21 protein-coding genes are annotated in these 24,238 nt (G+C 42.5%); 5 read left to right on the top strand and 16 right to left on the bottom strand.

What is annotated here, in order from left to right:
* Nucleotides 1-208 precede the first annotated feature (208 nt).
* Nucleotides 209-778: a chromate transporter gene (locus BQ5375_RS07960; protein ID WP_022133454.1), complete on the bottom strand. Its 570-nt coding sequence runs from the start codon at nt 776-778 to the stop codon at nt 209-211.
* Nucleotides 775-1,320: a chromate transporter gene (locus BQ5375_RS07955; RefSeq protein ID WP_022133455.1), complete on the bottom strand. Its 546-nt coding sequence runs from the start codon at nt 1,318-1,320 to the stop codon at nt 775-777. Before BQ5375_RS07955 ends, BQ5375_RS07960 begins: the two co-directional genes overlap by 4 nt.
* 96 nt (nt 1,321-1,416) lie before the next feature.
* Here BQ5375_RS07955 and BQ5375_RS07950 point away from each other — a divergent pair, with 96 nt between their 5' ends.
* Nucleotides 1,417-2,343, top strand: coding sequence for a LysR family transcriptional regulator (locus BQ5375_RS07950; RefSeq protein ID WP_076917686.1), 927 nt, complete (start codon nt 1,417-1,419; stop codon nt 2,341-2,343).
* Between the two features lie 268 nt (nt 2,344-2,611).
* On the opposite strand, the gene BQ5375_RS07945 is transcribed toward BQ5375_RS07950, so the two are convergent.
* The 14 genes from BQ5375_RS07945 to BQ5375_RS07875 form a co-directional block, all read right to left on the bottom strand.
* Nucleotides 2,612-3,178: a helix-turn-helix domain-containing protein gene (locus BQ5375_RS07945; RefSeq protein WP_022133458.1), complete on the bottom strand. Its 567-nt coding sequence runs from the start codon at nt 3,176-3,178 to the stop codon at nt 2,612-2,614.
* 134 nt (nt 3,179-3,312) lie between these two features.
* Nucleotides 3,313-4,803: a gluzincin family metallopeptidase gene (locus BQ5375_RS07940; protein ID WP_022133459.1), complete on the bottom strand. Its 1,491-nt coding sequence runs from the start codon at nt 4,801-4,803 to the stop codon at nt 3,313-3,315.
* A gap of 20 nt (nt 4,804-4,823) precedes the next feature.
* A complete protein-coding gene (locus tag BQ5375_RS07935; RefSeq protein ID WP_022133460.1) occupies nt 4,824-5,903 on the bottom strand; it encodes a M24 family metallopeptidase in 1,080 nt (359 codons plus the stop codon).
* 68 nt (nt 5,904-5,971) lie between these two features.
* The gene (locus BQ5375_RS07930; RefSeq protein WP_022133461.1) at nt 5,972-7,486 is read right to left on the bottom strand and encodes a peptide MFS transporter; all 1,515 of its coding nucleotides are present in this window, start codon (nt 7,484-7,486) and stop codon (nt 5,972-5,974) included.
* 29 nt (nt 7,487-7,515) lie between these two features.
* Nucleotides 7,516-8,625 carry a hypothetical protein gene (locus tag BQ5375_RS07925; protein WP_022133462.1) on the bottom strand — a complete coding sequence of 370 codons (1,110 nt, stop codon included), beginning with the start codon at nt 8,623-8,625 and terminating at the stop codon, nt 7,516-7,518.
* A 379-nt stretch (nt 8,626-9,004) separates the two neighbouring features.
* Nucleotides 9,005-10,726, bottom strand: coding sequence for an ABC transporter permease (locus BQ5375_RS14125; protein WP_022133463.1), 1,722 nt, complete (start codon nt 10,724-10,726; stop codon nt 9,005-9,007).
* Between the two features lie 14 nt (nt 10,727-10,740).
* Nucleotides 10,741-11,112, bottom strand: a complete 372-nt coding sequence (locus BQ5375_RS07910; RefSeq protein WP_022133464.1) for a hypothetical protein — start codon at nt 11,110-11,112, stop codon at nt 10,741-10,743.
* A gap of 6 nt (nt 11,113-11,118) precedes the next feature.
* Nucleotides 11,119-12,558 (bottom strand): ABC transporter substrate-binding protein, encoded by a 1,440-nt coding sequence (locus BQ5375_RS07905; RefSeq protein ID WP_022133465.1) that lies wholly within the window; start codon nt 12,556-12,558, stop codon nt 11,119-11,121.
* 198 nt (nt 12,559-12,756) lie between these two features.
* The gene (locus tag BQ5375_RS07900; RefSeq protein WP_076917685.1) at nt 12,757-14,178 is read right to left on the bottom strand and encodes a DUF4340 domain-containing protein; all 1,422 of its coding nucleotides are present in this window, start codon (nt 14,176-14,178) and stop codon (nt 12,757-12,759) included.
* The gene (locus BQ5375_RS07895) at nt 14,165-15,610 is read right to left on the bottom strand and encodes a GldG family protein (RefSeq protein WP_076917684.1); all 1,446 of its coding nucleotides are present in this window, start codon (nt 15,608-15,610) and stop codon (nt 14,165-14,167) included. The genes BQ5375_RS07900 and BQ5375_RS07895 overlap by 14 nt, the downstream gene beginning before the upstream one ends.
* Nucleotides 15,610-16,473: an ABC transporter permease gene (locus BQ5375_RS07890; protein ID WP_076917683.1), complete on the bottom strand. Its 864-nt coding sequence runs from the start codon at nt 16,471-16,473 to the stop codon at nt 15,610-15,612. Before BQ5375_RS07890 ends, BQ5375_RS07895 begins: the two co-directional genes overlap by 1 nt.
* The gene (locus BQ5375_RS07885) at nt 16,470-17,441 is read right to left on the bottom strand and encodes an ABC transporter ATP-binding protein (protein WP_076917682.1); all 972 of its coding nucleotides are present in this window, start codon (nt 17,439-17,441) and stop codon (nt 16,470-16,472) included. Before BQ5375_RS07885 ends, BQ5375_RS07890 begins: the two co-directional genes overlap by 4 nt.
* A gap of 185 nt (nt 17,442-17,626) precedes the next feature.
* Nucleotides 17,627-18,853 (bottom strand): sensor histidine kinase, encoded by a 1,227-nt coding sequence (locus BQ5375_RS07880; RefSeq protein WP_022133470.1) that lies wholly within the window; start codon nt 18,851-18,853, stop codon nt 17,627-17,629.
* Nucleotides 18,843-19,532 carry a response regulator transcription factor gene (locus tag BQ5375_RS07875; protein WP_320829619.1) on the bottom strand — a complete coding sequence of 230 codons (690 nt, stop codon included), beginning with the start codon at nt 19,530-19,532 and terminating at the stop codon, nt 18,843-18,845. The genes BQ5375_RS07880 and BQ5375_RS07875 overlap by 11 nt, the downstream gene beginning before the upstream one ends.
* Before the next feature lie 293 nt (nt 19,533-19,825).
* Here BQ5375_RS07875 and BQ5375_RS07870 point away from each other — a divergent pair, with 293 nt between their 5' ends.
* From BQ5375_RS07870 to BQ5375_RS07855, 4 genes are all read left to right on the top strand, one after another.
* On the top strand, nt 19,826-20,575 hold the full coding sequence (locus BQ5375_RS07870; RefSeq protein WP_076917680.1) for a hypothetical protein: 750 nt from the start codon (nt 19,826-19,828) through the stop codon (nt 20,573-20,575).
* 375 nt (nt 20,576-20,950) lie between these two features.
* On the top strand, nt 20,951-21,646 hold the full coding sequence (locus BQ5375_RS07865; RefSeq protein ID WP_076917679.1) for an HAD family hydrolase: 696 nt from the start codon (nt 20,951-20,953) through the stop codon (nt 21,644-21,646).
* A 19-nt stretch (nt 21,647-21,665) separates the two neighbouring features.
* The gene (locus BQ5375_RS07860; protein ID WP_076917678.1) at nt 21,666-23,216 is read left to right on the top strand and encodes an ABC transporter substrate-binding protein; all 1,551 of its coding nucleotides are present in this window, start codon (nt 21,666-21,668) and stop codon (nt 23,214-23,216) included.
* Between the two features lie 76 nt (nt 23,217-23,292).
* Nucleotides 23,293-24,237, top strand: a complete 945-nt coding sequence (locus BQ5375_RS07855; RefSeq protein ID WP_022133475.1) for an ABC transporter permease — start codon at nt 23,293-23,295, stop codon at nt 24,235-24,237.
* Nucleotide 24,238: the final 1 nt, after the last annotated feature.

Here is a 24,238-nt window from a genome sequence, read left to right as displayed (position 1 = left end):
TTCCATTCGAAGAATTTAACATATATTTCATGCAGTCTTAACATAGCACCATTTATTCGGAGAGTCAAATTTAATTTTTAAATATTCTATGGTAATATGATAGATTTTCTCTATCTGTTTATTAGTTTTTCTTACAAAATTCTTTCTTTTTTGTTGAGAATCTGTCAAATATATAAAGTGCCCTCCATTTAAAAATGGAGGGCTTTCTTTACATCTGAAATATTAATCCAATCGCTGCTGCAATTCCGATATAAGCAATCGGATGCATTTTAAACTTTCTCATGAAAGCAAACAAAGCTACTGCAAGTACAATCGCTGGAAGGTTGATGGTTGCCAGAAAACTTCCAATCTGGGAAAATCCACTCCATTCCCCTTTGAAAAATGCCAGCTGAGCCACACTGAGGCTGGCTGCCAGAATCAATCCGGTAGATGCTGGGCGAAGTGCCTTGAATACTGCCGCTACAATTGGAGAGTTCTTAAACTGCTCCATGCATTTTGCAACCAGAACAATAATTACAATGGAAGGAAATGCCAATGCTAATGTTGCACAGATCGCACCAGGTATCCCACTGGTCAAAAAACCAACATAGGTGGACATATTAATTCCAATCGCTCCAGGAGTTGATTCCGAGATCGCAACCAGATTCAAAATATCCTGATTGGTAAACCATCCTGTTTTTTCCGCCATTTCATACAAAAAAGGCAAAGTTGCCAGTCCGCCGCCTACTGCAAACAGACCGGTCTTACAAAATTCATACATTAAACGAAGTAAAATCATGCTCTCTTGCTCCCCATAACATAATAAATCAGATATCCTGCAATGCCGGCTGCAATAACCAGAAGAATGGTTGAAATATTGGTGAAGGCTGCCAGACCAACCACTACAAGAAAAATAATAACACTACTTTTATCCACAATAGATTTTTTACCAAGTTTCAGCACTGCATCCAGAATCAGGGCACATACACAGATTCGGATTCCTGCAAAGGCATGATTTACAACCGGAAGGGAAGCATAATTAGTCATAAACGCTGCGATCAATACGATAATTAAAATAGAAGGGCTTAAAAATCCCAGTGTCGCTGTAATTGCACCCGGCAGTTTTTTGTATTTATAGCCGATGAAGGTCGAGGTGTTTAATGCAATAATACCAGGGGTACACTGACCAATTGCATAATAATCCATCAGTTCTTCTTCTGATGCCCAGTGATACTGCTCTACGATAACGCGCTGAAGAAGGGACAACATTGCATATCCCCCTCCAAAGGTGCAGATCCCAATGCTGAAGAACACCCGGTACAGTTTCCAAAGTTCTTTCATGATAATTTTCTCCTTTTTCTCCTTGCTGTTTGTTTGGTCTTTTTTTCTCTTTCTGCTATAATATAAAGTAATATATCTCAGAAAGAAGGACTGCTTGTGAAACTCTCTCAGCTGGAATACTTTCAGACCATCTGCAAACACTGTAATCTAACCAGGGCAGCGGAAGAACTGCATGTTTCTCAGCCCAGCCTGACACATGTCATTCATGATCTGGAACAGGAATTTGGACTCACCCTGTTTCTGCGTCAAAACAAAGGTCTGGTTCTAACCGAAGAGGGACGTCAGTTTCTGGATGAAACCAACCGTCTGCTGGAACAAACCAATTACTTTGTCAGCCGAATGAAAATCCTTGGCCAATCCAATCAGGTGGTCCATTTTGGACTTCCTCCTGCCAGTGCAACGCTGTTCTTCCCGCCGATCATCCATCAGCTGCACCGGCAATATCCACAGATCAAGGTCAACATCGTGGAAAGCGGAAGTATCATGAACCACCAGAAAATTCTGGATGGAAAACTTGATCTTGCCATGATTTCTTCTGATTCCCCGGTTTCTTCTGCCTTTGGTTCCTATCTGCTTGCCACTTCCAGAATCTGTCTCTATCTGTCCAAAAAGCATCCTCTTGCATCATCAAGATCTCTTTCTTTAAAAGAAATCTGTCAAATCCCACTGGCACTGCTGACAGAAGACTCTTTCCTGACAACCAATACCCTGAAAACCTGCGCTCAGCACAAGCTGGTTCCCAACATTATCCTGAATACCAATCAGATTGCGATTATTCAGCAATTTGTGGAAAGCAATACTGCCGGCACGCTACTGTTTCATAAAACCATTCCGGACAGCGACCTGTATACTGCCATCGAGATCCCTGAATTTACCAAAGTATATGTTTATCTCATCTGGAATCAGTATAACACGCTTCGCACCGCGGTAAAGGATTTTATCAAGGCAGCCAAATCCGTTTATCCATGCCCTGTTGTCGATTCCTATTATACCGATGAACAGAAAGAAAATCTAATACTTTAAAGTTATTCTGTCATAAATTATAGTTATCACAGATTCGAACTTCTTTCTGAAAAAGGCAGCACCGAGAACCTGTCCATAAAAATCTTCTATTTCTATGATAAATAGATGTGTTCACAATGCTATAAACACCATAGAAAAACTTAGGCTGTGATACGGTATCCACCATATCGCAGCCTGTTTTTTCAAATATTTTATTGGTAGTTTCCTTTAACTCATTTTTCGTATCGGTGCACAATTCTATTGATACCACGTTTCGATCAACGTATCTTTATACTTTGTCCCATCCCACCGAACGACGAACATACCACAAGCTGACACAGTCTTCTTTTCCTAAATTTTGCATAGTATGAAAATTATGGGGTTTAATGCGGATGGAATCTCCCTGTTTCAAAACATACTTTGTTCCATCCACTTCAATGTTCAGTTCTCCCTGAAGCACTATTCCAATTTCCTGATATGGATGCATACCTTCAGCCACCTTCTGTGTTTTACCCGGCTTCATAGTAGCAATCTGATATTCACCATTATCGTCTCCAAAATCAATAAAACGAATGGTCATATGGTACTCCGGATACTCTCTGACTACCCCTTCTTCTTTGCGAATTACAACCCGCTCATCTGCATCTTCTGTAATAATATCCCTCAAAGAAATATTCAGTGCCGAACAGATGGTGGAAAGATTTCGCAGCGTCGGACTGGTCTGATTACGCTCGATATTGCTCAGATATCCCACCGACAAATCCGTATATTTTGCAAGTTCTGTAATGGTAAGTGATTTTTTCTTTCGAATATCCTTGATCCGATTTCCCACACGATCAATGTCATCAATTTTCATCGCAAGACACCCTTTCCTGATTCCTTTATCGCTATTATAAAATAATTTTTGGGGCTTGACAAGGGAAAAAGAAATCGGAGAGGTTATATGAGCCTCTCCGATTTCTTCGGGAATATATAAAATGCTTGGCGAAGTTATCTTAAGAATTTATCTCGCAGATAATCAATATAATACTGAATATTAACATCTTCTCCGGTTGCCTTGATCAGTGTCTGACGTACCGAATAGGTCTGTCCGTACTGATGTACATGCTCTTTGAGCCACTGATTAATCACGCTGATATCTCCCTGTGCCAGCTTTTCATAGGCATCCGGGCAGTCTTCCAGCATCTTGTGGCGCATCTGTGCTGCATAAATTTCACCCAAGGTATATCCCTGGAAATAGCCGATATAACCGGAAGCCCAGTGAACATCCTGTAAAACGCCTTCCGAATATGTTTTTGGTTCTACTCCAAGGTATTCTTTATATTTTGCATTCCATGCCTGATCCATGGTATCTACACTGATCTTACCTTCAAAGTAATCCCGTTCCAATTCATAACGCAGAATAATATGCAGGTCAACGGTCAGCTCATCTGCGTTCAAACGATTGGTTCCCGGAATTGGTTTATTCAGCGCACACAGCAGGTCATCCAGTTTTACATCGCGATATTTTGGAATTTTCTCTTGCAGCTTCGGATAAAATGCTGTCCAGAATTCTTTGGTGCGGCCCACCATATTTTCATAGAACTTAGACTGGGACTCATGCATTGCCCCGTCGATTCCGCCCCAAAGCCCAGCTGCTGCTACCTCATCACTGCCATTATAGTTGTACAAACCGTGTCCTGTCTCGTGTGCAGCAGCAAGCAGGCTGCGGAACAGCTCATAATAATTTGTGGATGGACGGGAATCCCGTGGACCGTTGCAGGTACAAACTGGATGATGTACCTCATACATAACACCCTTATTCCAGTCAAATCCCAGCAGATCCTGAACTTCCCGTACAAGCTCCATCATGGTCTGTTTATCTGCATCGTTCTTTAAAACAGAAGTGTCAATTTTCGCCCTGCTTTCTTCTGTTTTTGCCAAAATATCCCGAATTGCTTCTTTGAGCTTTTCAAAAATGGCGTCAATTTCTTCCAAAGTAAAGTCCTTATCAAATCGGTTGACCAAAACCTGGTAAACCGGTTTTGTTGGATCAATCGCCTGGGCAATCTCTCTTTGAACATCAAACGCTTCCTTTAATACTGGTTTAAAAGACTCGTAGTCGTTTGCATGGACGCAGCGTTCCCATTCCAGCTGTCCTTCCGAACACGCTTTGTTGAGTCTTGCCTGAAGCTGTGCTGGAATCTGAACTGCTTCTTTATATTTTGCTATCAGATAGCTTACCATACCGCGTTCAATATCGTTCTGGTACTGGCTGTCATCAACTGTCTCAAAGTAAGCCACCAACTGTGCAACATGGTCATTGACCAGCTGATCGTGGCGAATCTCTGCAAGGTAAGCATTTACATCCGCCTCATAGGAAAATCCATCTTTGGGGCAAACATGCCATTTATCGCAGTATATAATATTGTCAATCGACTCCAGATAGCGCATCTTAACAACGACATCTCTCACCTGATCGATTGCCTGTGTATAATTCATGCTGTTCTTCCTTTCTTAAATTACAGAATAATCAATTCGTCTGTAATATTGGTAAGGCGTTCAAATCCACTTTCTGTAATCAGGTAATCATCCTCGATTCTGACACCTCCAACACCTGGAACATAGATTCCCGGCTCGATGGTATGAATTACACCTGGCTGGAGCTGATAATCATTGGCTGCGGAAATAAATGGAGCCTCATGGATATCCAGACCAAAGCTATGTCCCGGACCATGTGGAATCTTATATCCTCTTTCTTCCACATACTGATTGATTACTTTATGCAGCTGGCTCATGGCAAGGCCTGGTGCCAACACCTTTTCTGCTTCTCGTTTGCTGTCCCGGACAATGCGGTAAATATTGAGAAGTTCCTGATTTTTGATCTCTCCTACTGCGACAGTACGGGTGATATCGGAACAATAATCCTGATAACGGGTTCCGAAATCAATGGTGACCAGATCGCCTTGCTGAATTTTGCGCATGGATGGGGTAGCATGGCAGTTTGCCCCATTGTCTGGTCCGGAAGCAACAATGGTTTCAAAGCAGAAACCAGAGCCTCCACGGCTGCGGAACTGGTATTCCAGCTCATTTGCAATATCGATTTCGGTAACACCCGGCTTAATCACATCAAGCAGAGCGTAAAAGGATCGCTCCGAAATACGGCAGGCTTTGCGGATTGTTGCAATTTCTTCCGGTGTCTTGATCCGGCGAAGATTTTCTACATAAGGAGCGGCCTGTACAAAATGTGTTCCTGTACACTCTTTGGTCAGTGCCTGATAATCTGCAAAGGAGATATCCTCTCCATAAATTCCGCATTCTTTGATTCCGCACTGTTTTACCAGTTCTCCGGTACGGGCAAAGTAGCTCGAACCGCGTATAAATGCGCTTACTTCCAGACCTTCTGTTTCCTGTTCTGCCTGATTGGTAAAGCGTCCATCTGTGATAAAATAATCTTTATCTGCTGTTAAGAGCAATACAGCAACTCCATATTCACCAGTAAATCCGGTCAGATATTTAATATCCGAACCCCTGCTGATAATCAGTGCTTCTACTTTATCCTGCTGCATGGCAGATTTTAACAACTGCATTCTCTGATTCATTATTAATTCGTCCTTTCCAAACCAGAGCATCCGCTCCAAGCAAAATGGAGCGGATGTTCTTTTTTCGATTATTCTGCTTCCTTGTTATCGGCAAGGCCCATTCCTTTTTCAAGTTTTTTCGCAAATACCATAACCAACAAACCAACAAAACAGGTGATACCGCCGATCAGCAGGAAGTAGGTAGCTTCCGAACCTTCATGATAGAAGTTAACTGCCAGAGTGCTCAGTGCAGCACCGGTAGACTGGCTCATGCTCCATACTGTCATCATCTGGGTTGTAAATGCTTTTGGTGCAACCAGGGAAGCCGAAGAATAACCAACCGCATTGGTGATTGCTTCACCAAAGATAATCAGAACATAGAACATAACAAGCCACATTGGACTTACCTTAACATCTGCTGCATACAGAACGAATGGGATAATCATAAACAGTGGACCACAGCCCCAGAAGATGGTACCGATACCGATTTTGGTCGGAGCGGATGGCTGTTTTTTGCCAAGTTTTGTCCAGAGTGCTGTCACGATGATACCAAAGATAATAGCCAGAACTGCTGGAAGAGTCTGAAAAGCAGCAGGTGTGATTTCAAATCCAAACAGATTTCTGTTTACTCTCTGCTCTGCGTAGATTGCAAGGATGGATGTGGACTGTGTCCAAACCAGCATTGCAAAACAGTTACAGATATACATTGGAATCAGGTACAAAACGTGTTTAGATTCTTCTTTTTCTGTTTTAGGGCTCTTGATAATGTAAACCAGATAGATTACTGGAATGAAAATTGCTGCGGTGCTCATGAAGTTTGCAAATACATTGATGGTCAGGATACCAGTTGTAAACAGAACTGCCATAACAACTACTGCTGCAACCACGATAATTGCAAATTTCATCATAAAGGATTTCTTTTTCTCTGGAGAAAGCGGGTCATCTGGTTCCTGTCCGATTGGACCAAAGAATTTTTTCTCGGTTGCATAGTAGCTGACAACACCAAGAATTGCAAATACTGCGCACATTGCAAATGCAACATTGTAACCAGTCATCAATGCTACTGTACCGGAGATAGCAGGAGCTGCTGCACCGATATTGGAAATAACATAAGAGATTGCAAACGCACCATCGCGGCGTTTATCCTCTTTTTCATACATCTTTCCGGTCAATGCTTCCAGGCTTCGTCCGGAAAGCATGGTTCCCAGACAAAGAAGTGCCTGGCTTGCTACATATCCATACACGCCCAAAAATGGAATAGCAAGACACAGATAAGCAACTGCCTGTACACTTCTTGCTAATCCCAGCGCTTTTCTTGGACCAAGTACGCGGTCAGCAACATAGCTTCCGATAATTCCGGTCAGGATGGATACTGCAGAGTACAAAGATACCAGCTGTGCTGCGTTCTCCTGTGTAAATCCCAGTCCTTCCGGTGCTGCCGCATACAGATAATAAACCAGGATTGCACTCATGCCATAGTTTGCAAACGAGTTGCAAAGCTGCATGAAACTTAAAGTTCCAATTGCCTTTGGATGACCAAAAAAGCTTTTCTGGCTGCGCAGTTGTGCAACCTGACTTGTACTTGCCTGTACAGGATTTGCCATAATAATTCCCCCAATTTTGCTCTACAAATTTATTTGATAAAATCCCAGTCAAATTTGTCCGGGCCCAAATCATACGTTTGCATAGATGCACGAAGATTTCCGTTAATATCATAATGATCGGTATTATGATCCCACGGAGCAGGAAGCAGACGATATGGATAGATGTCCTTCATCAACTCATATCCCTGCGGATCATACTCTTCCAGCTCTCTGCGGGTGTTGACCGGTCCGCGAATACCATCCCAGCGTCCATCCACACCTTCCTGCATCACATTGAACCAGATGGTTCCCAGTGTTGCAAAATATTCCTCATGGTTGCTGATTGCGTAGGTGTCATGCCAAAGTCCGGCATCCTTTGCATGCTGATAACACTCTTTGACACGATTGCTGAGCGTTTTGTCTTCCAGCCCATCCATTCCAACTAAATGGATAGCATGACCAAACTCATGTACCAGAATCATTTCATGAGGATAACTGGTTGCATATCTTCCGCTTCTCAGACGGATTACATTTGCTTCTGAAATGGATGAGAGCGGGTTTGTCATCTCACCGCCAAATCCTTCGATATGACGTGTTGCTAAAAGATAACCCATTCGGTGTCCCGGCACATCAAAAGCGTTTTCCTTGAGACCATATACCGCTACAGAAGCCTGTCTCCGTACCAATTCCTGTGCAACCTGCGGAAGTTTTTCCAGCATCATATCAACAATAACAGCCGCTTTTTCTACACTGCTTCTCTGCACTGTTTTTCCTGCCTTAACGACAATCCCGCAATTGGTGCAGATTTGTGTGGTGTAGTACGGTTCATACACAACTTCATATACCCTCGTATAATCAGCAGGATGATCTTCCAGATCCTCCACCTCTCCGGTTACCTGTACTGTCAGCTTTGATGCGCAGCTGACATCCACCGGCTCGGAAAGTGACAAAGTTGTGCGCATGCTTTCTTTCTGGTAAAGAGTTCCATAACTCCACTCCATATTGCTGGTCCAGTGGAACAATTCCCGCTTTTCTCCGGCATATTTTACCAGAAAATTCTTTTCACAATCAGCGCGTCGCACCTGCGTATTCCAATACAGTTCGATTCGCCGATCGTCAATTAAAACAGCTTTTTGAATATATGGCGTATTATTCTCCATACCAATTTCTCCTTTCCTGTTTATTTTTAAGATGAGGTTCCATCCAATTTTATTTTCATAATTATAATATTTTTTTCACCATCATAATATCACCCGTTCTTTTCACTGTCAACACATTTTTTCTTTTAAGAATTTTTTTCGTTAGTTTTTAAATACAAACATATTTTTTATTGGATATTTTGTACATCAAATAAATAATTTTCCATATTACAGATGATTGTAAAAATATATTCATTTATGAGTCTGGTTTTTTCTAACTCGATAGGTTTAGCTTTTCCTCTGGTATCAATTCCGTCTTTTTCTAAAATTCAGAGCAGAAAAAAATAACAAATGCCCGGAAAAATTCCGGGCATTTGTTATTTTAAAAGCTGATATCTATTTATTTTGTTGTCGCTTTTCCCATTCCAAAAATAAGCAATACCGGCAGCACATAAATGCAGGACGCTGCAAAGAAAATCCCGCTTTCTCCTGCCAGCATCTGGGAGAGGGACACCGACAGCGGCTGTTTGACGGTACTGTCGAGAAATACGATTGCCTGGTCGATGATGTTCCAGTATTCGGCCACTGTCAGTACTAACACCACCATAATCCCTGGGCGCAGATTCGGCAAAATAACCCTCCGGAAAATCTGCCACTCGCTGGCACCGCAGTCCTGCGCCGCTTCGACCCACGCTTTATCAAATCCTTTCATTTGCAAACGCAGTAAAAAGACACCCAGCGGATGAAAAATAGCCGGCAGGATGATTGCCCAGTAGCTGTTGAGCAGTCCCAGCAGGTCGGCTGTGATGTAATTTGGTACCAACGTCACCTGCATCGGCATCAGCAAAATCACCAGATAGACGGCAAAAGCAGCCTCCTTATACTTCCAGTGCGAACGCTCGAAGGCGTAGGCTGCCAGCACCGATACCACCAGTTGTCCGAGCAAGATCGGCACAATCAGCAGCACCGAGTTCCAAAACATCCTAAGATATGCTGGACTTTGCAGCAGAAACTCTTTGTACTGTGCAAGGGTCGGCTCTGTTGGCAGCAGGGTCATCTGCACAAAATGCAGCCCATCCCGCGCAAGGCTGTCGGCATTACCGGGCAGCACCTGACTGGAATAACGGTTGATGACCTCCTGCGGCGACAAAAAGGAGTTGCTCACAGTAAACAACAGCGGGAAAAGTGACATAGCAGCAGTCGACCAAAGTACGAGTTTTCCTGCTAACGTGCTTGTCTTTTTCCCTGTGGAGAGCACCTTAGTCGGGGAAAGCTCCACGCTGGTAAACCGGTCACTCAGCCGCTTCTGCATTAAATAGGTAAGCAAAATCACCACCGCCATCAGCGCAAAGAGAATGTGTGATGCCGCCGAAAGTTTTTGCAGATTCAGGCTGGAAAACTGATTGTTCATGTAGTGCTGCAACAGATAGAGGTGCGGGTTTGGATAGGCTCCGAACAGAATGTACAGCTCTCGAAACACCTTAAAGGACTGAATCACCGCGATCAGTCCGGAAAGAAAGAGGGTCGGTGCAAGATAGGGCAGCGTCACCTTGTAAAAACATATCCACGGCGTTGCACCCTCTCCGGCGGCAATCTCGTAGTATTCCCGCGGAATGCGGCTGTATCCGATGAGCATGATGGCGGTGATGAGTCCGGTATTCTTCCACAAAAACAGAATCACCGGAATCACGATGGCAACCGCCGAGGTTTTCCAATTCACAAGCGGCAGTCCCAGCAGATACAGCATCTTGTTAATCAAACCTCCGGCACTGAAAATCGCATTCCAGAAAAAGGCGGTTACTCCCGATGGCAGCACCAAAGGCACAAGCAGCGCAAACAACAGCGCACGTTTCCCGCGGTGCAGCAAAAGTGCAAGTCCCAGCGAAAGCAGTAAAATCAGCGGAATGGAAAGTCCAAGATAGACGGCAGTATTCCCTGCCGCCTGCAAAAACATCGGATTTTTAAGCGTCTCCACGACATTTTGAAGCCCCACAAACTGCCGGCTTCCCATGTTGTCGATCATGCCATAGTAGAGCGACAGCACAAAGGGAAGCAGATAAAACACCAGTACTCCTCCCAAAGAAGGGGGCAAAAACAGTTTCCATAACCGTTTTTCGTTCATCTTTCTCCCTCCTTTCAGGACAAACGAACTACAGTCCCGTCAGACAGCGGCTCGGTGCTGCTGACTACCACTGGAAGTCCTCCAAAGTCAGTATAAATCAGGGTGGTCTGCCCTTCGTTGCTTACATTGGGCAGCAGGATCTCCCGGCAGACATACTCCTTACCCCAAGCACCTTGCTCTTCCTCCACCACAAACAGATGACGATACCCCTGCTCCTGCACCGCCTGATTTGGCACACGATAGCATCCATCTTCTACCGTTTCGAGCAGAATAAGGCTCACCAGCGGCAGATGATTGCGGTTGGTAATGCAGGAATAGATGGTCGTTGCCCCCATCAGGACAAAAAACAGCGCAAGAATTGCTCCATACCATTTTACCTTGTTCATATCCCATCACTCGTTTAAAAAGATGTTCATCTTGGTTTGAATCGACTTTGCCGTCTCCTCGGCGGTGGCAAGGTCGTACTGATAATAGTTGTTCAGTTCTTCCTGTAAAAGTCCAAAGATCTCTGTCTCGGAGCAGGCAAAATTACGCTGCAGGTTCCATTCATGAATCTGATCCACCGCCTGCTCGGTCAGCTGCTGTGGGTCACCCTGCTTCCAGTTGGTGACATCGGTCATGATGCTGCGGTAGTAGTTACATTCCAAGGTAAAAGAATGATAGAAATTCTGGATATTGATCGGCACCCAGGCATGAAACTGACCGGTATAGTCCATCACTGCCTCGTGTTCCAAACTTTCGGGCGGCTGTTTTTCGGAGATACAATACTTTAGAAATTCCCAGGCAAGCTCCTTGTTTTCGCAGCTGCGGACAATGCCGTAGTCAGCCTGCAGGGTGGAAAAACCAAACTGCCCGTCGTGGCTGCGCATTGGCACCGGCGGCAGGATGTTCGGATAGTCAATCAGCATATTGTAAGTATCTATGGAGGTGACATCATAGTTGCAGAACAGATAGTCCTCTTGCATAAAGTCATCCACTCCACCGGCAACACGGGTCATATCCCAGTCTGCCACGTTCTCCAATTTGGGGATTTCTTCCTTGGTTCTCTTTAAATAGTTGATAAATTCCGGGCTGTCGAAGTTTGCTGTTCCTGTCTCAATGTCATAGTAAGCGGGAAATTCATATTTGAAAAACCATTCGCTGATAATGCCGGGCATGATGGAAAAATCTTTTCCTGTCCTGTCGCTTACCTGACGGTACAGATCAAGCATCTTCTCATAATCTAACGCATCGGGTGCATCCAGTCGAGCCTCTTCGAGCAGCGGGCGGCTCAGATAGGTCATATCGTACAGAAAATAAAATGGCATAGAGTACAGCCCGCCGTCGTACTCCTTTGCCTTAAAAATATTGGTATAGTAGTCCTCGCTGTGAAAATCGCTGTCCATCTCCATAAAGTCATAGATGTTGCACAACAGGCCGCTTTTGGCATAGCGGCTTACTGACATCTGTGCTAGATCGACGATATCGGCTGACTGCCCGCTCATCATCTCCACCGAAGTGCGCTGGAGATAGTCCTCCCAACTCTCCCCGACCGAACCGCTCTGCTGGGCAATCGAAACCTCGATCTGTACTTCGGGATGCAGCTGCTCAAACTCTTCGGCGCGTGCACTAATTTCCTCATCGTAATAGGTGCTGACCTGCAGCGTTCCGCTCAAAGGCTTTTCCTGTGGAGAAAGTGCCGCATCCTGCCCGCTTTTCTGCTCGGATGTTTGTTCGGATGCAGCCTGATTGGTCAGCTGCTCATAAAGTTCTGTGTCATTTGACTGACAGCCGGTCAGCAGACACAAAGCAACAATACAAAATGCCTGACAAAGACATAAAAATCGTTTCACAAGATCTCTCCTTCTTTTACAAATTACATACTATCTAATTGTAGTGTAACATGTTGCTTCTATTTTTTCAACTTCAGGCATTTTATTTACGTATCGTATTCTTTACTGTGATTTTCTTTTTTGTATCTCTACATGATCCCTGCCTACTATAAAGAAAGAGCACATGGTGATGACATCATCACCATGTGCTCTCTTTTTTTAAAGGACAAGTGCATTAACTGCTTCTATCAAATCGACCACATCGGAACGCGGTACTAAGGAAACAGACTGTCCGTCAACCATAGCAAGACATTGCTCTCCATCATAACGATACAATTGGATTTGTACTTGAGGATGAACCTCATTGTCAAGATGAACAGTTACAGAAATTTCTTCCTTCTGAGAAGGTGTTTCATCAGTAAAGCTTGATGCATCCATATTTTCCAAAGCAGACTGCAGGTCATCGATAGCGATTTCTTCTTCTCCATAGTAGAAGGTCTTTTCATCGCCAGTTCCCTTTGAGGTAATGGTATAAACCGAACCATCCAAAGAAATATCCATAGAAGTAATGTCATCAAAAGATGCAGTTAAAACTTCAGGATGTCTCAGATCATTGTAGCTGGCAGCCATCAAAGATTCATAACTGCTGGAGCTGATCTGATAGATAATCTTGGAATCTCCGATTCGTGCGTATGCAGTAACCTCTTCTTCACTTTCTTCCGTATCCGTTTCTTCAGAAGCGTTCTCTGCTTTTTCACGTTCTTCAGGGTCACGGCTGATACTGATGGTAAAGGTTTCACTCGTTACTTCGGAATCATCTTCCGCATCTGGTGTATACTGCACCGTTACTGTCAACTCTGGATTATCCAGTCCGTAAGTAGCCAAATCTTCTTCCCCAGCATTATATGTCATATAATCGCTGAGGGTCAGATATGTGATGCTGCTCAGATAGCTGTTTACCTTCGAGGTATCCAGAGGAAGCAAGTTTTCTCCATCTTCCTTAAAATAAACGTCATCTTCGCAGTAAGTGTAAGGGCTATCCTCGGTATATTCCTGATAAACCACATGATAACTGTCGCTTCCTTTGAAATCAATGCTTTCTACATTATCAAAAGAAGGAGTGTCGTCGTGGAGGATCATATCGCTGAGAGTTGCATCAAAATAGTCCATCGGATCGCTTGTTGCCAAATATACGTTACCATCACCGATAGAAACATAACGCTGAGAATCCATAGAACTATAGTCTCCCAGTTTAATATTGTATGTTTCCTCACCAGCAACCATTTCGATTGTACAAACAGGATCATCCAATCCATATTGGCTGTAATCCGTTACTTCTTCGATGATAAATGCAGCACTGAACTGTTCAAATTGTTCGATGAGTTCATTTATTTTTTCTTCGTTTACAGGGAAAGCTGTATCATCATCGTAAATCCAACCATCCTCTTTGTGGAATGCCAACGATTCTGATTCATTCTCCCAGGAGATAGACTCAACCGAATCCACATCCACTTCCAAAACGACCTCACCGCTATTCCGGATATTTTCCTGTTTTTCTTCGTGTTTCACTACAAAAAAGGTGACAACACAAATAACTGCCAAAATTCCAAGCAGTATATAGATCCGTTTAGCTCGCTTCATTTTGTTCTCTCCTTCTCTTCAAAATTACAACTACGCCAATGCCAAGATAAGCAAGTGGGAATACCCCAATCATCAGTGTCTTGAGCAGCGAAGCAGTAGAATCTGTAATAGAAAGGTAGTTATAGTTCAAAGACTTGCTGCGGATTGCCATCGCTTCATTCTCGCCGATGAGAGAAGAAAGCGCATTCATTGCGAGGTCAGAGTTTGAACCGGAGGACAATGCATTATACATGTCATCCAAAAATGCAGCGGATGAGAACCAGACAATCTGGCCTTCGTTAGTGCAGTCAACAGTCAGAGCAACGGTAAATGGACCGTCGATATCTCCATCCTCTTTCTCGTATGTGGTAAGCTCGTAACCTGCTGTCTTGCTGAACGACTGGTCTGTGGTAGTGAGCAGAGGGGTCACAGAGCCACTTTCATCATTGATAATCATGCCCTGAGAAATCGGCATGTTTGGATAGTAGTTTTCCTCAATGAGCGAGTCGGTAATTTCGTTGCTCGACATCTCTGGCAAAAGAATATGTGGCTGCATGGTATAGTTATCACGATTGCCTTCAACCACGATACCTTCACAGGTTTCCACACCATAATTTTCCAGAAGTCCATACAAGTTTTCCAGGGTACCATCTTGTGTTGGACCAGCCATTACAAGCAATTTACCGCCGTCCTCTGCATACTGATAAAGCATATCAACTTCTTCTTCCGACAGATCCGACGAAGGTTCATAAATTAAAATAACATCGGCCTCTTCCGGAATTGCATCAACATTCAGCAGAGAGAGTGTGTTGGTCTCAATATTTTCCTTTTCAATCTGCTCTTTAAAGTTTTCAGGCAGATCCTTTTCACCATGTCCTTCCAATACATACAGCTGTGGCAGGTCTTCTGTTGTAACATAGTCGATAGCAGAAGTAATCGCGCCCTCACCATCAAAAGATGTGCTGTACGAATAGGAGTACATATTGGCTTCCTGTACGTATATATCATCATAACCTATAAAACGGCTGCGTTCACCACATTCCACAACAAGGCTGTTGTTCTGAACCGTTTCATCGGTATACTGCTCTGCAAAAGTAGGATATACATCCGGATTCTTTTTCACTACCGTGATGTGATCCGATAAGCTGTCATATTTGCCAAGCAAGGTTTCGATAACATCATCTTCCTCACCGGATTGTACAATCCAGTAAATTGTGACGTCTTGCTCAAGTGCATTTACCACAACCTTGGTATTGCTGGTAATGGAATACAGTTTCGTTGCACTGATATCGAACTTTGTTAAACTGGAAGGAAGTGCGGAAACCAGAACATTAAGCACAATTAAAATAGCCAGCACAACAGCTGTGATAGACAGTGCATAGGCTCCTCCTTGGAAGGCTGTGCGATTTCTGTTTGTCTGTTCCGTACTGGGAAGGAGTTTCCACTTTTTCATTAGTTATACCTCCTTTTTTCCAGAGATTGTACAGATAAAAACAGGAAAAATACAATCACAGATACATAGTAAAAGATTGCGGTCAGATCAAATACACCGCTGACAAATGTGTTAAAGCGATCAAACAGAGAGAGCTGACGCATGATGTTTGGTAAAAGCCCTTCAAAGGCTGTTGGATTAAGAAAATATGTCGCTGTAATCACTGCAAGCAAAATAAGCGAAATACCAGAAGCAAGCTGCTCATTGCGTGTTAAATAACGTATGATCACTCCAAGAAGCAGAGCCAGGACAGACAACGCAATGGCGCTGCCAAAAGCTGTCGAGGAAACATATTCCGACAGGCTGACACTATAATAGTTAAACAAAATCACTGCAATGCCAATACCTGCAGCAAGTCCCTGGTTATCTGTCAGAGAAGAAATAAACACTCCCAGTGCAACTAAAGCTGCACCCATGATAAAAATTGCTACCAGCGATCCATAGGAGGTTGGCAGATACACATCACCAAACTGAGCAAAGATCAGCGGATAGATGGAAATAATTGCAAGCGGAATCAGATAAATAACCAGAAGTGCCAGATATTTTCCCAAAATCACTTTTACGGTAGAAATTGGGAGAGAATAAAGGAGCTGGTCAGTCTTCTGTTTGCGTTCCTCTGCAATAACTCTCATGGTCAGGATCGGAACAATTACCACGAATATAATCGTACCAAAGCTAAGTACATATTCAAAATTACTTACTGCTGCCTGCAGATTATAAAGCATCGCACCAATACCTACGATCGCAAGCAGGAAGGCGCCAAACACATAGGCAGTAAATGAGTGAAAATAATTTCTCAGCTCATGTTTTAAAACGGCAATCATGACTGTTCCCCTCCTTCTGTTGCTTTTGCCGGATCTTCTGTTTCAGTCAATTCAAGGAAGATATCCTCCAAGCTTGCTCGCTTCAAGGTTAATTCAAGCAATGCCTGATTTCGCTTAGCAAAAGCAAAAAATATCTCTTTTGATACAGCGTGGATATCCTTTGCGTCTGTCTTAATATGAGCAGACAGGATATTTTCTGTCGTTTCTACCGTTAGCTCAGTAATGTGTTCAACAGTGGAGAGTGCTTCCCGGACATCGCTTTCCGGTGCATCCGTCTTAAAGGAAATCTCATTTGCAGAAAGGAGCTGACTTTCCAGCTTATCCGGTTGGTCAAAAGCAACCAGCTTTCCATGAGCAATGATCAATATCTTTTCACAGATAGCCTGAACCTCAGAAAGAATATGGGAACTTAAAATTACCGTATGGTCCTGCCCCAGCTGTTTGATCAAATCTCGGATTTCAATAATTTGGATTGGGTCCAAACCTACGGTAGGTTCGTCCAGGATAATAACTTTGGGATTGCCAAGAAGTGCCTGCGCAATGCCAACACGCTGTTTATAGCCTTTGGATAATGCAGAAATCCGTTTTCCCTTTACATTCTGGATTTTGACCTGTTCAATTACTTTATCAACCTGCTGCTTTAACTCTGCACCCTTCAGTCCTTTCGCTTCACCGACAAATCGCAAATACTCTAAAGGTGTTTCGTTCATGTACAGCGGTGGCTGCTCTGGAAGATATCCGATCAGTCGCTTAGCATGATCTGGATCTTCAAAAATATCAAATCCACCAATCTGCACATGTCCGGAAGTGGCAGATAAGCAACCCGTCATAATATTCATTGTGGTAGTTTTTCCAGCTCCATTCGGCCCCAGAAAACCATATACATGGCCTTCATCAATTTCAAAAGATAAATCATTGACCGCCAGAAAGTCGCCGTAGTACTTTGTTAAGTGCTCGACCTTTATCATGGAGGAACCTCCTTTTCATTTATGAGTTTCATAGCATGAACATTATCTGCGTTTTGAAGTATAACGCTTTCACCTAAATTGGCACTAAAGAAACTGGAGGAAGCTCATGAAAAAAGCCCGTCGCAAAAATGAACATTTTGCAACGAGCTCTTTTATTCAGACTTTTCGTATGGAATTTTTATATTCTATTTTAACTCTGCACGAAATCCAATCATATCATTTTTCTTATACACCGAAATATTTCCCTTATGGCTGTTTACGATGGATTGTGCAATCGACAAACCGATTCCAAAACTTCCCGAGAATGTTCTGGCTTTATCTGCACGATAAAAACGATCAAACAATCGATTCAGTTCCAGATGATCCACATCTTTGTATGTGTTTTCTACTGTAAGAACAGGATATCTTCTGCAAGTCAAAGAAAGTTGAATCTTCCCATCCGGATCACAGTACTTAATGGCATTATCCAAGAGGATTGCTGTCAGGCGGCGAATCAAAGATTCATCTCCATGGTACTGAATAGATGGGCTTATTGAACTGGTAAGGGTATAATGGTGCTCCTCTGCCAAGCCCTGAAATTCTGATACCGTATCCGCTACAGCATTGCTCAGATCAAAATCCCCTTGTATCAGGGAATCTGTACTCTCATCCATTCGCGATAAGGTCACCAATTGATTGATCAATAACCCCATCCGCTCTCCTTCACTGCGAATATCATCCAGCCACTCACTTTTACCAAGCTCAGATTCAACAATATCCAAATTAGAAAGAATTAACGTAAGTGGTGTCTTTAGTTCGTGATTTGCATCTGTAATGAACTGCCGCTGTTTCTCATAGCTTTCAGCGACCGGCCGCACCGCCCACTTTGACACCACAATGGTGAGGATTACAATCAAAGCTGCACTTCCAAATAAAACAAACAGTGCAGTAAAAAGAAGTCGGTTTGCCATATTTTTATATATGATACCATTAACAAAGACAACCGTAGTACCGTTTTCGGTATCTGTCACCTTATAGCGATAGTCAGATATCCAACCGCGTTCTGTATCTTTTTTCAGAACCTTCTCTATGTAGCCTTCCACATCCTGTTCTGTAATCGTAGAAACAGCATCCATATTGATATCGACAATTTCCTGTTGATCATCCAGCCAAACGGAAAAAAATCGGGTACTGAATCGCGTTTCTTCCGCCATAATATCTGAATACAACAGCTGAATGGGAAGATGGTGCTTTGACGGGTCAAACCTCGGAAAGATACCATCATTGGATGAGATGGTATCAGTAAGCAAATCGAGAGATCTGTTCGTCTGCATCCTTGTAAAGATGAGCAAGAAAAAGAAAATTCCAGAAAATACCACCAGAATAGAAACAATACTGATTGAAATAAATTTTTTTCGAAGACTACCGATCATTTTTAACCTCCAACACATAGCCGGCGTTTCGAATAAAACGTATTTCCATCGGAGCATTGATTGCACTGATCTTTTTTCGCAGATTGGAGATGTGGACCCAGATCACACTGATATCCACACTGGTGTCCCAGCCCCAAAGATGTGTAATAAAACGCTCTGATGAAATAATAACTCCGGGTTGCTGCATTAACATTTCCAAAATTTGAAATTCTTTTCCACTGAGAGACTGAAGCTCATTGCCAAAACCCAACTGATAGGTAGATCGATTTAAGGTAACTGACCCCACTGTCAGCAGATCAGGTAAATAGGTATCCTTTCTGCGCAGCATAGCACGTATGCGGGCAAGCAGCTCTACCGTAGAAAAGGGTTTGGGAAGATAGTCGTCCGCACCTGCATCAAGTCCTTCCACACGGTCAGATACCTCAGTACGAGCGGTCAAGAACAGTGCCGGTGTGGTAATATTACTTGCACGGAGAGATTGCAAAACCTTTAGTCCATCCATTCCAGGCATCATAATATCCAATATCAAACCATCGTATTCTCCGGTCAATCCATAGCTTAATGCATCATCGCCGTTATTTACACCATCCACACTGAATTTATTGGTTTCAAGAATATGAATCAGAGATTTTAATAGCTTAGGATCATCTTCTGCAATAAGCAACTTCAAAATATACACCCCCAAAATCTGTTATAAGAATATCATATCACGGGTAACTAAATATAGCCTAAAAAGAAAGATCAAACAAGCTTCATTCTTTTTCCTTAACTACATTATAAGAAATCATATCCTTTTTATCAACATTCGTCTGTTTTCTTCCCTAAAAGTTTTTGAACACCTCTATTTTGCTTTAGTGCTGCTTTAGGATGATCTGTTAATTTAATTCATACACAAAATTCTACGTTTCCAATCGATATATGCAAATGGAAAGCATTAATGTGATTTGTTCTCACAAAGAAAGGAAGATAACGATGTCCACAAATATAGAACAAGCAGCAAAAAGGAACAGAAAATCCATGATGGAGTTATATTGTGCAAACAAAAATTCCGTTTATCTATTCTGTAAACTGTTGTTAGGGAATGACCAAAAAGCCGCTGAGGCAACAATTGCCGTATTTTATGAAAATTGGCATGAAGTTGCACTTCATTCCACCTGGACGGAGATTTCGTTTCACCACAGCCTCATGGTGATAGCAGCCAAATTTTGCTGGAAAGAGATGTTTGAAGATGTAAAACAAGATTTTGATACCTATAAATCCACCTCAAACAGGTACAAAAAAGTTCAAAGCAAAAATTTTTGCGGTTCCATAGAGGATGGTATGGAGTTGCTTCAGCGTGCCTTTTCACAAATGAAAGCAATTGAACGTTATGTATATCTTTCGATTGAATTTGGCAATCTAAGCACAAAAGAATTAGCACATATCATCAATCATAGTGACCCAGAAATTAAAGCAATATACAACAGTAGCATATCTGCTCTGTCATCTTACCTTCCAACTGATGTTGGTGTGAGACTTTCCTACCCGGAGGTAAAATCATTACTGCAAAAAGCAAACAAGATACAGAACATCCCGCAAGATGCAGAACGCGCATGTATGGAACAGATTAAGGCAATATCCAGACTCCATCTTCCACCACTTCATACTTTACTTTTTGCTGTATCCATGATTGTCTGCGGTTTTGTTTTGATTGCCTGTTTGATTTGCCTAGGAATCGAATAAAAACATTTACATACTTTTATAAATTCTTTTATAAATAACGGATTATGAACTAACGAAAAAGGACAGGTATCTGATATGGTATCCTGTCCTTTTATCATATTCTAAATCATTTTTTCAGTAAAATGATCTTCCTGTAACCGTTCCTTTTGCCATGAGACCATACAATAAAACCGAAACGTAATTTTTTATCACTTTCACAAAGTATCCACCAAATTATTTTTTAATCCATAGCGGAATCTAACGCGATTATATTTTGTGAAAACTTACAATTTATTGTATCTTTTTACTTCATTTTTACCAATAACCGCTTTTGTACTTTACTTTAGCAATATAAAATAGGCACTGTTGAAAACAAGTAAGTTTAGGAGGGTTTGATTGGTAAAGCAGATTTTCTTTGATTTGGGTTTAACACTTGTGCATAACGACATGCCTCGCCGGTATCAGACTGCATTCAAAGAAATCGGGTATGATATTTCGCTTTCCCAGGCAGAAAGAGCATATCATCTGGCGAACAAATACTTTATGAGATTTCGTCAGGGAGAACTCAGCCAGAAAAGTGATAGCGTCGTTTCTGATTTTCACCGATGTGTTTGTCAGTATCTGGATACAGAATCTGCATGGAAGGATTTTTCAAATCAACTCAAAAAGATGGAAAGACCTGTATGGAGATGCTTTGACTTTACACTGAACATGTTGGATGAGTTAAACGACATGGGAATCAAAACAGGACTGATTTCCAACTGGGACCTGTCATGCAGAGAGGTTCTGGAAAAAAATAAAATCCTGTCCAGATTAAACTGTGTCGTTGTTTCCGAAGAAGTCGGTGCAGAAAAGCCGGATAAAAAAATTTTTGAAGAGGCACTGAAGTTAACAGGTGCAAATCCAGACGAATGTTTTTATGTGGGAGACAACTACTATGACGATTATATCGGTTCACAAAAGGTTTCGATGCCCTGTGCCATCATCAACTATCAAGGCAAGCTGGGGATTGAAGAAGTGGACTGCCCAATCGTGATAGAACAGGCCTGTGAAGTGGTCGATTTAATGAAAAAACATTTGATAAGCAAGTAGGAAAAGTAAAGGAGAACTTATGAAAAGATTAGTTTGTTTTATGTTGGCAGCTGTATTGTCCTGCTCTGTATTTTTAACAGGATGTTCGTCAGGAAAAACAGAAGATTCTCAGGGTGCTCAGGCTGATACTGAAACCAAATCAGAGACTGAGCTTCCAAATATTGTACGCACCAGTATCAGCTCTGAACCGGACAGTCTGGATCCATGGCAGTCCGCAGCAACCGATACCGAAGCCATTTTCCACAATGTTTTTGAAGGACTCTTCGTTTACAACGAAAAAGGTGAGCTGGAACCAGGTCTTGCAGAAAGCTATGATGTTTCCGAAGATGGTTTGACCTATACATTCCATCTCAGAGACAACGTAATCTTCCATAACGGAAAAGCAATGACCAGTGCAGATGTTCTGTACACCTACGAAAATCTGGCAGGTATGAACGGTGAAAAAGCAGCATCCAGCAAATTTGGCACTGTTGAAAGCATCAACGCAGTAGATGATTATACTTTTGAGATTAAACTTTCTGAACCTTCGGCATCCTTCCTTGCAAGCAACATCGTAGCAGTTCTTCCGGAAGGTTATACCGAACAGAGCCAGCATCCAATCGGAACCGGCCCTTATAAGTTCAAGGAATATATCCCTGGTCAGAAAGTCGTTCTGGAACTCAACGAAGACTACTATGAAGAGAGCAGAAAAGGAAGCATCCAGACTGTTGAAGTTTACATCATGACTGATGCAAGCAGCGTTGTAACCGCACTCCGTTCCGGACAGCTCGATTTTGCTTCCGTATCAGTCGATAACGCAAACGCACTGGCAGAAGATTTTGATATTTATAACTCTGCACAGAACATGGTACAGATTTTTGCTCTGAACAACTCGATTGAACCACTCAATGATGTAAGGGTTCGTCAGGCAATCAATTACGCAATCAATAAAGATGCTGTCATCGAAGGTGTATTTGATGGATATGCTACCAAGCTGTATTCCAACTTTAGCCCAGTTATGGCAGTTTACTACAACGATCAGCTGGAAGATACCTACCCAACCGATGTAGAAAAAGCAAAAGAGCTTTTGAAAGAAGCTGGATACGAAAATGGTTTTGATCTTACCATTACTGTTCCAGCAAACTATGCAAGCCATGTTGACACCGCACTGATTTTTGCAGATCAGCTGGCACAGGTTGGTATCAATGTTCAGGTAGAAACCATCGAATGGGCAACTTGGCTGGAAGATGTATACAGCAACGCACAGTATGAATCCACCGTCATCGGTCTGACTGGTAAACTTGACCCCGACTCCGTTCTGGGACGCTTTGAAACAACATACAGCAAAAACTTCTTTAAATTCTCGAATGCCCGTTATGACGAACTGATTCAGGCTGCAAGAGTAGAACTGGATGAGACAAAACGCGCAGACATGTACAAAGAATGTCAGCAGATTCTGACAGAGGAAGCAGCAGCAGTATTTGTATGTGACCCTAACCTGACTGTTGCCTGCCGCAAAGATTTGAAAGGTTATACCTTCTATCCAGTAGGATTCATCGATTTCTCTAAACTTTCCTATGAAGCTCAATAAATAGTCAAATAACAAAAGGAGGACAAGCTATGGTATCGGTGTTATATCATAGCTTGTTTTTCTGAGAAAGGAACCCATGAAATATTATTTAAAAAAGATACTTGGTTTTATTTTTACCATATTGTTGGTATCCATTATTACCTTTGTTGTGTTCCAGATTTTACCGGGAGATCCGGCACAGATTATTTTAGGAGTGGACGCAGATCCGGCACAGCTTGAAAATCTTCGAGCAACCATGAATCTGGACAAAGGATATGTCGAGCGTTATTTTATCTGGCTGATAAACGCACTGCATGGTGATCTGGGTGTTTCTTACCGCTACAGCAGAGAAGTTTCCGACCTGATTGCCGAAAGTTTTTTTGTAACAAGTTCCCTTGCGGTTTTCTCCATTGCACTGACCGTTTTGATCGGTCTGCCTCTTGGAATTTTTATTGCCAAAAACAGCAAAAAGAAAATTACTACTGGAATTTCCATGTTATCTCAGCTGGGAATCTCCGTTCCAAGTTTTTGTATGGGTATTGTGCTGATCAGTATTTTCTCTGTTAACCTTGGATGGTTTGATTCCATTGGATATGTTCCGGCAAGTGAAAGCATTACCGGATGGTTTAAGACGATGTTTTTGCCGTCTTTATCCATTGCATTTGGTTCTTCCGCAGTATTGGCACGATATATCCGGGTCAGCATCGCAAACCAGCAGAAGCAGGACTATGTCCGGACTGCAAAAAGCAAGGGTCTGTCAGAAAAAATTATCATGAATAAACACATCCTGAGAAATTCGCTGATTCCAGTCATCACCATTCTTGGTATGCTGGTAGCGGATATTCTGGGAGGCAGTATCATCATTGAAAATGTATTCTCTCTCCCAGGCATCGGAAAACTGATTTCTACCTCAATTACAACAAGGGATCTTCCGCTGATTCAGGGACTGACCGTTTATCTGGCAGGAATCGTTGTAATATGCAACTTTGGTGTTGATATTTTGTATTCGATTATAGACCCGAGAATTAAAACAAAAAGATAAC

The sequence above is a fragment of the Negativibacillus massiliensis genome (assembly GCF_900148495.1).
GTDB classification, from domain to species: domain Bacteria; phylum Bacillota; class Clostridia; order Oscillospirales; family Ruminococcaceae; genus Negativibacillus; species Negativibacillus massiliensis.
This window is presented reverse-complemented; position numbering and strand designations above follow the sequence as displayed.

Coding starts and splice junctions, on each gene's coding strand:
- BQ5375_RS07935 (WP_022133460.1), bottom strand. CDS start 5,903: ATGAATCAGAGAATGCAGTTGTTAAAATCTGCCATGCAGCAGGATAAA.
- BQ5375_RS07895 (WP_076917684.1), bottom strand. CDS start 15,610: ATGAAAAAGTGGAAACTCCTTCCCAGTACGGAACAGACAAACAGAAAT.
- BQ5375_RS07860 (WP_076917678.1), top strand. CDS start 21,666: ATGAAAAGATTAGTTTGTTTTATGTTGGCAGCTGTATTGTCCTGCTCT.
- BQ5375_RS07900 (WP_076917685.1), bottom strand. CDS start 14,178: ATGAAGCGAGCTAAACGGATCTATATACTGCTTGGAATTTTGGCAGTT.
- BQ5375_RS07925 (WP_022133462.1), bottom strand. CDS start 8,625: ATGGAGAATAATACGCCATATATTCAAAAAGCTGTTTTAATTGACGAT.
- BQ5375_RS07955 (WP_022133455.1), bottom strand. CDS start 1,320: ATGAAAGAACTTTGGAAACTGTACCGGGTGTTCTTCAGCATTGGGATC.
- BQ5375_RS07910 (WP_022133464.1), bottom strand. CDS start 11,112: ATGAACAAGGTAAAATGGTATGGAGCAATTCTTGCGCTGTTTTTTGTC.
- BQ5375_RS07945 (WP_022133458.1), bottom strand. CDS start 3,178: ATGAAAATTGATGACATTGATCGTGTGGGAAATCGGATCAAGGATATT.
- BQ5375_RS07880 (WP_022133470.1), bottom strand. CDS start 18,853: ATGATCGGTAGTCTTCGAAAAAAATTTATTTCAATCAGTATTGTTTCT.
- BQ5375_RS07870 (WP_076917680.1), top strand. CDS start 19,826: ATGTCCACAAATATAGAACAAGCAGCAAAAAGGAACAGAAAATCCATG.
- BQ5375_RS07885 (WP_076917682.1), bottom strand. CDS start 17,441: ATGATAAAGGTCGAGCACTTAACAAAGTACTACGGCGACTTTCTGGCG.
- BQ5375_RS07890 (WP_076917683.1), bottom strand. CDS start 16,473: ATGATTGCCGTTTTAAAACATGAGCTGAGAAATTATTTTCACTCATTT.
- BQ5375_RS07930 (WP_022133461.1), bottom strand. CDS start 7,486: ATGGCAAATCCTGTACAGGCAAGTACAAGTCAGGTTGCACAACTGCGC.
- BQ5375_RS07855 (WP_022133475.1), top strand. CDS start 23,293: ATGAAATATTATTTAAAAAAGATACTTGGTTTTATTTTTACCATATTG.
- BQ5375_RS14125 (WP_022133463.1), bottom strand. CDS start 10,726: ATGAACGAAAAACGGTTATGGAAACTGTTTTTGCCCCCTTCTTTGGGA.
- BQ5375_RS07940 (WP_022133459.1), bottom strand. CDS start 4,803: ATGAATTATACACAGGCAATCGATCAGGTGAGAGATGTCGTTGTTAAG.
- BQ5375_RS07960 (WP_022133454.1), bottom strand. CDS start 778: ATGATTTTACTTCGTTTAATGTATGAATTTTGTAAGACCGGTCTGTTT.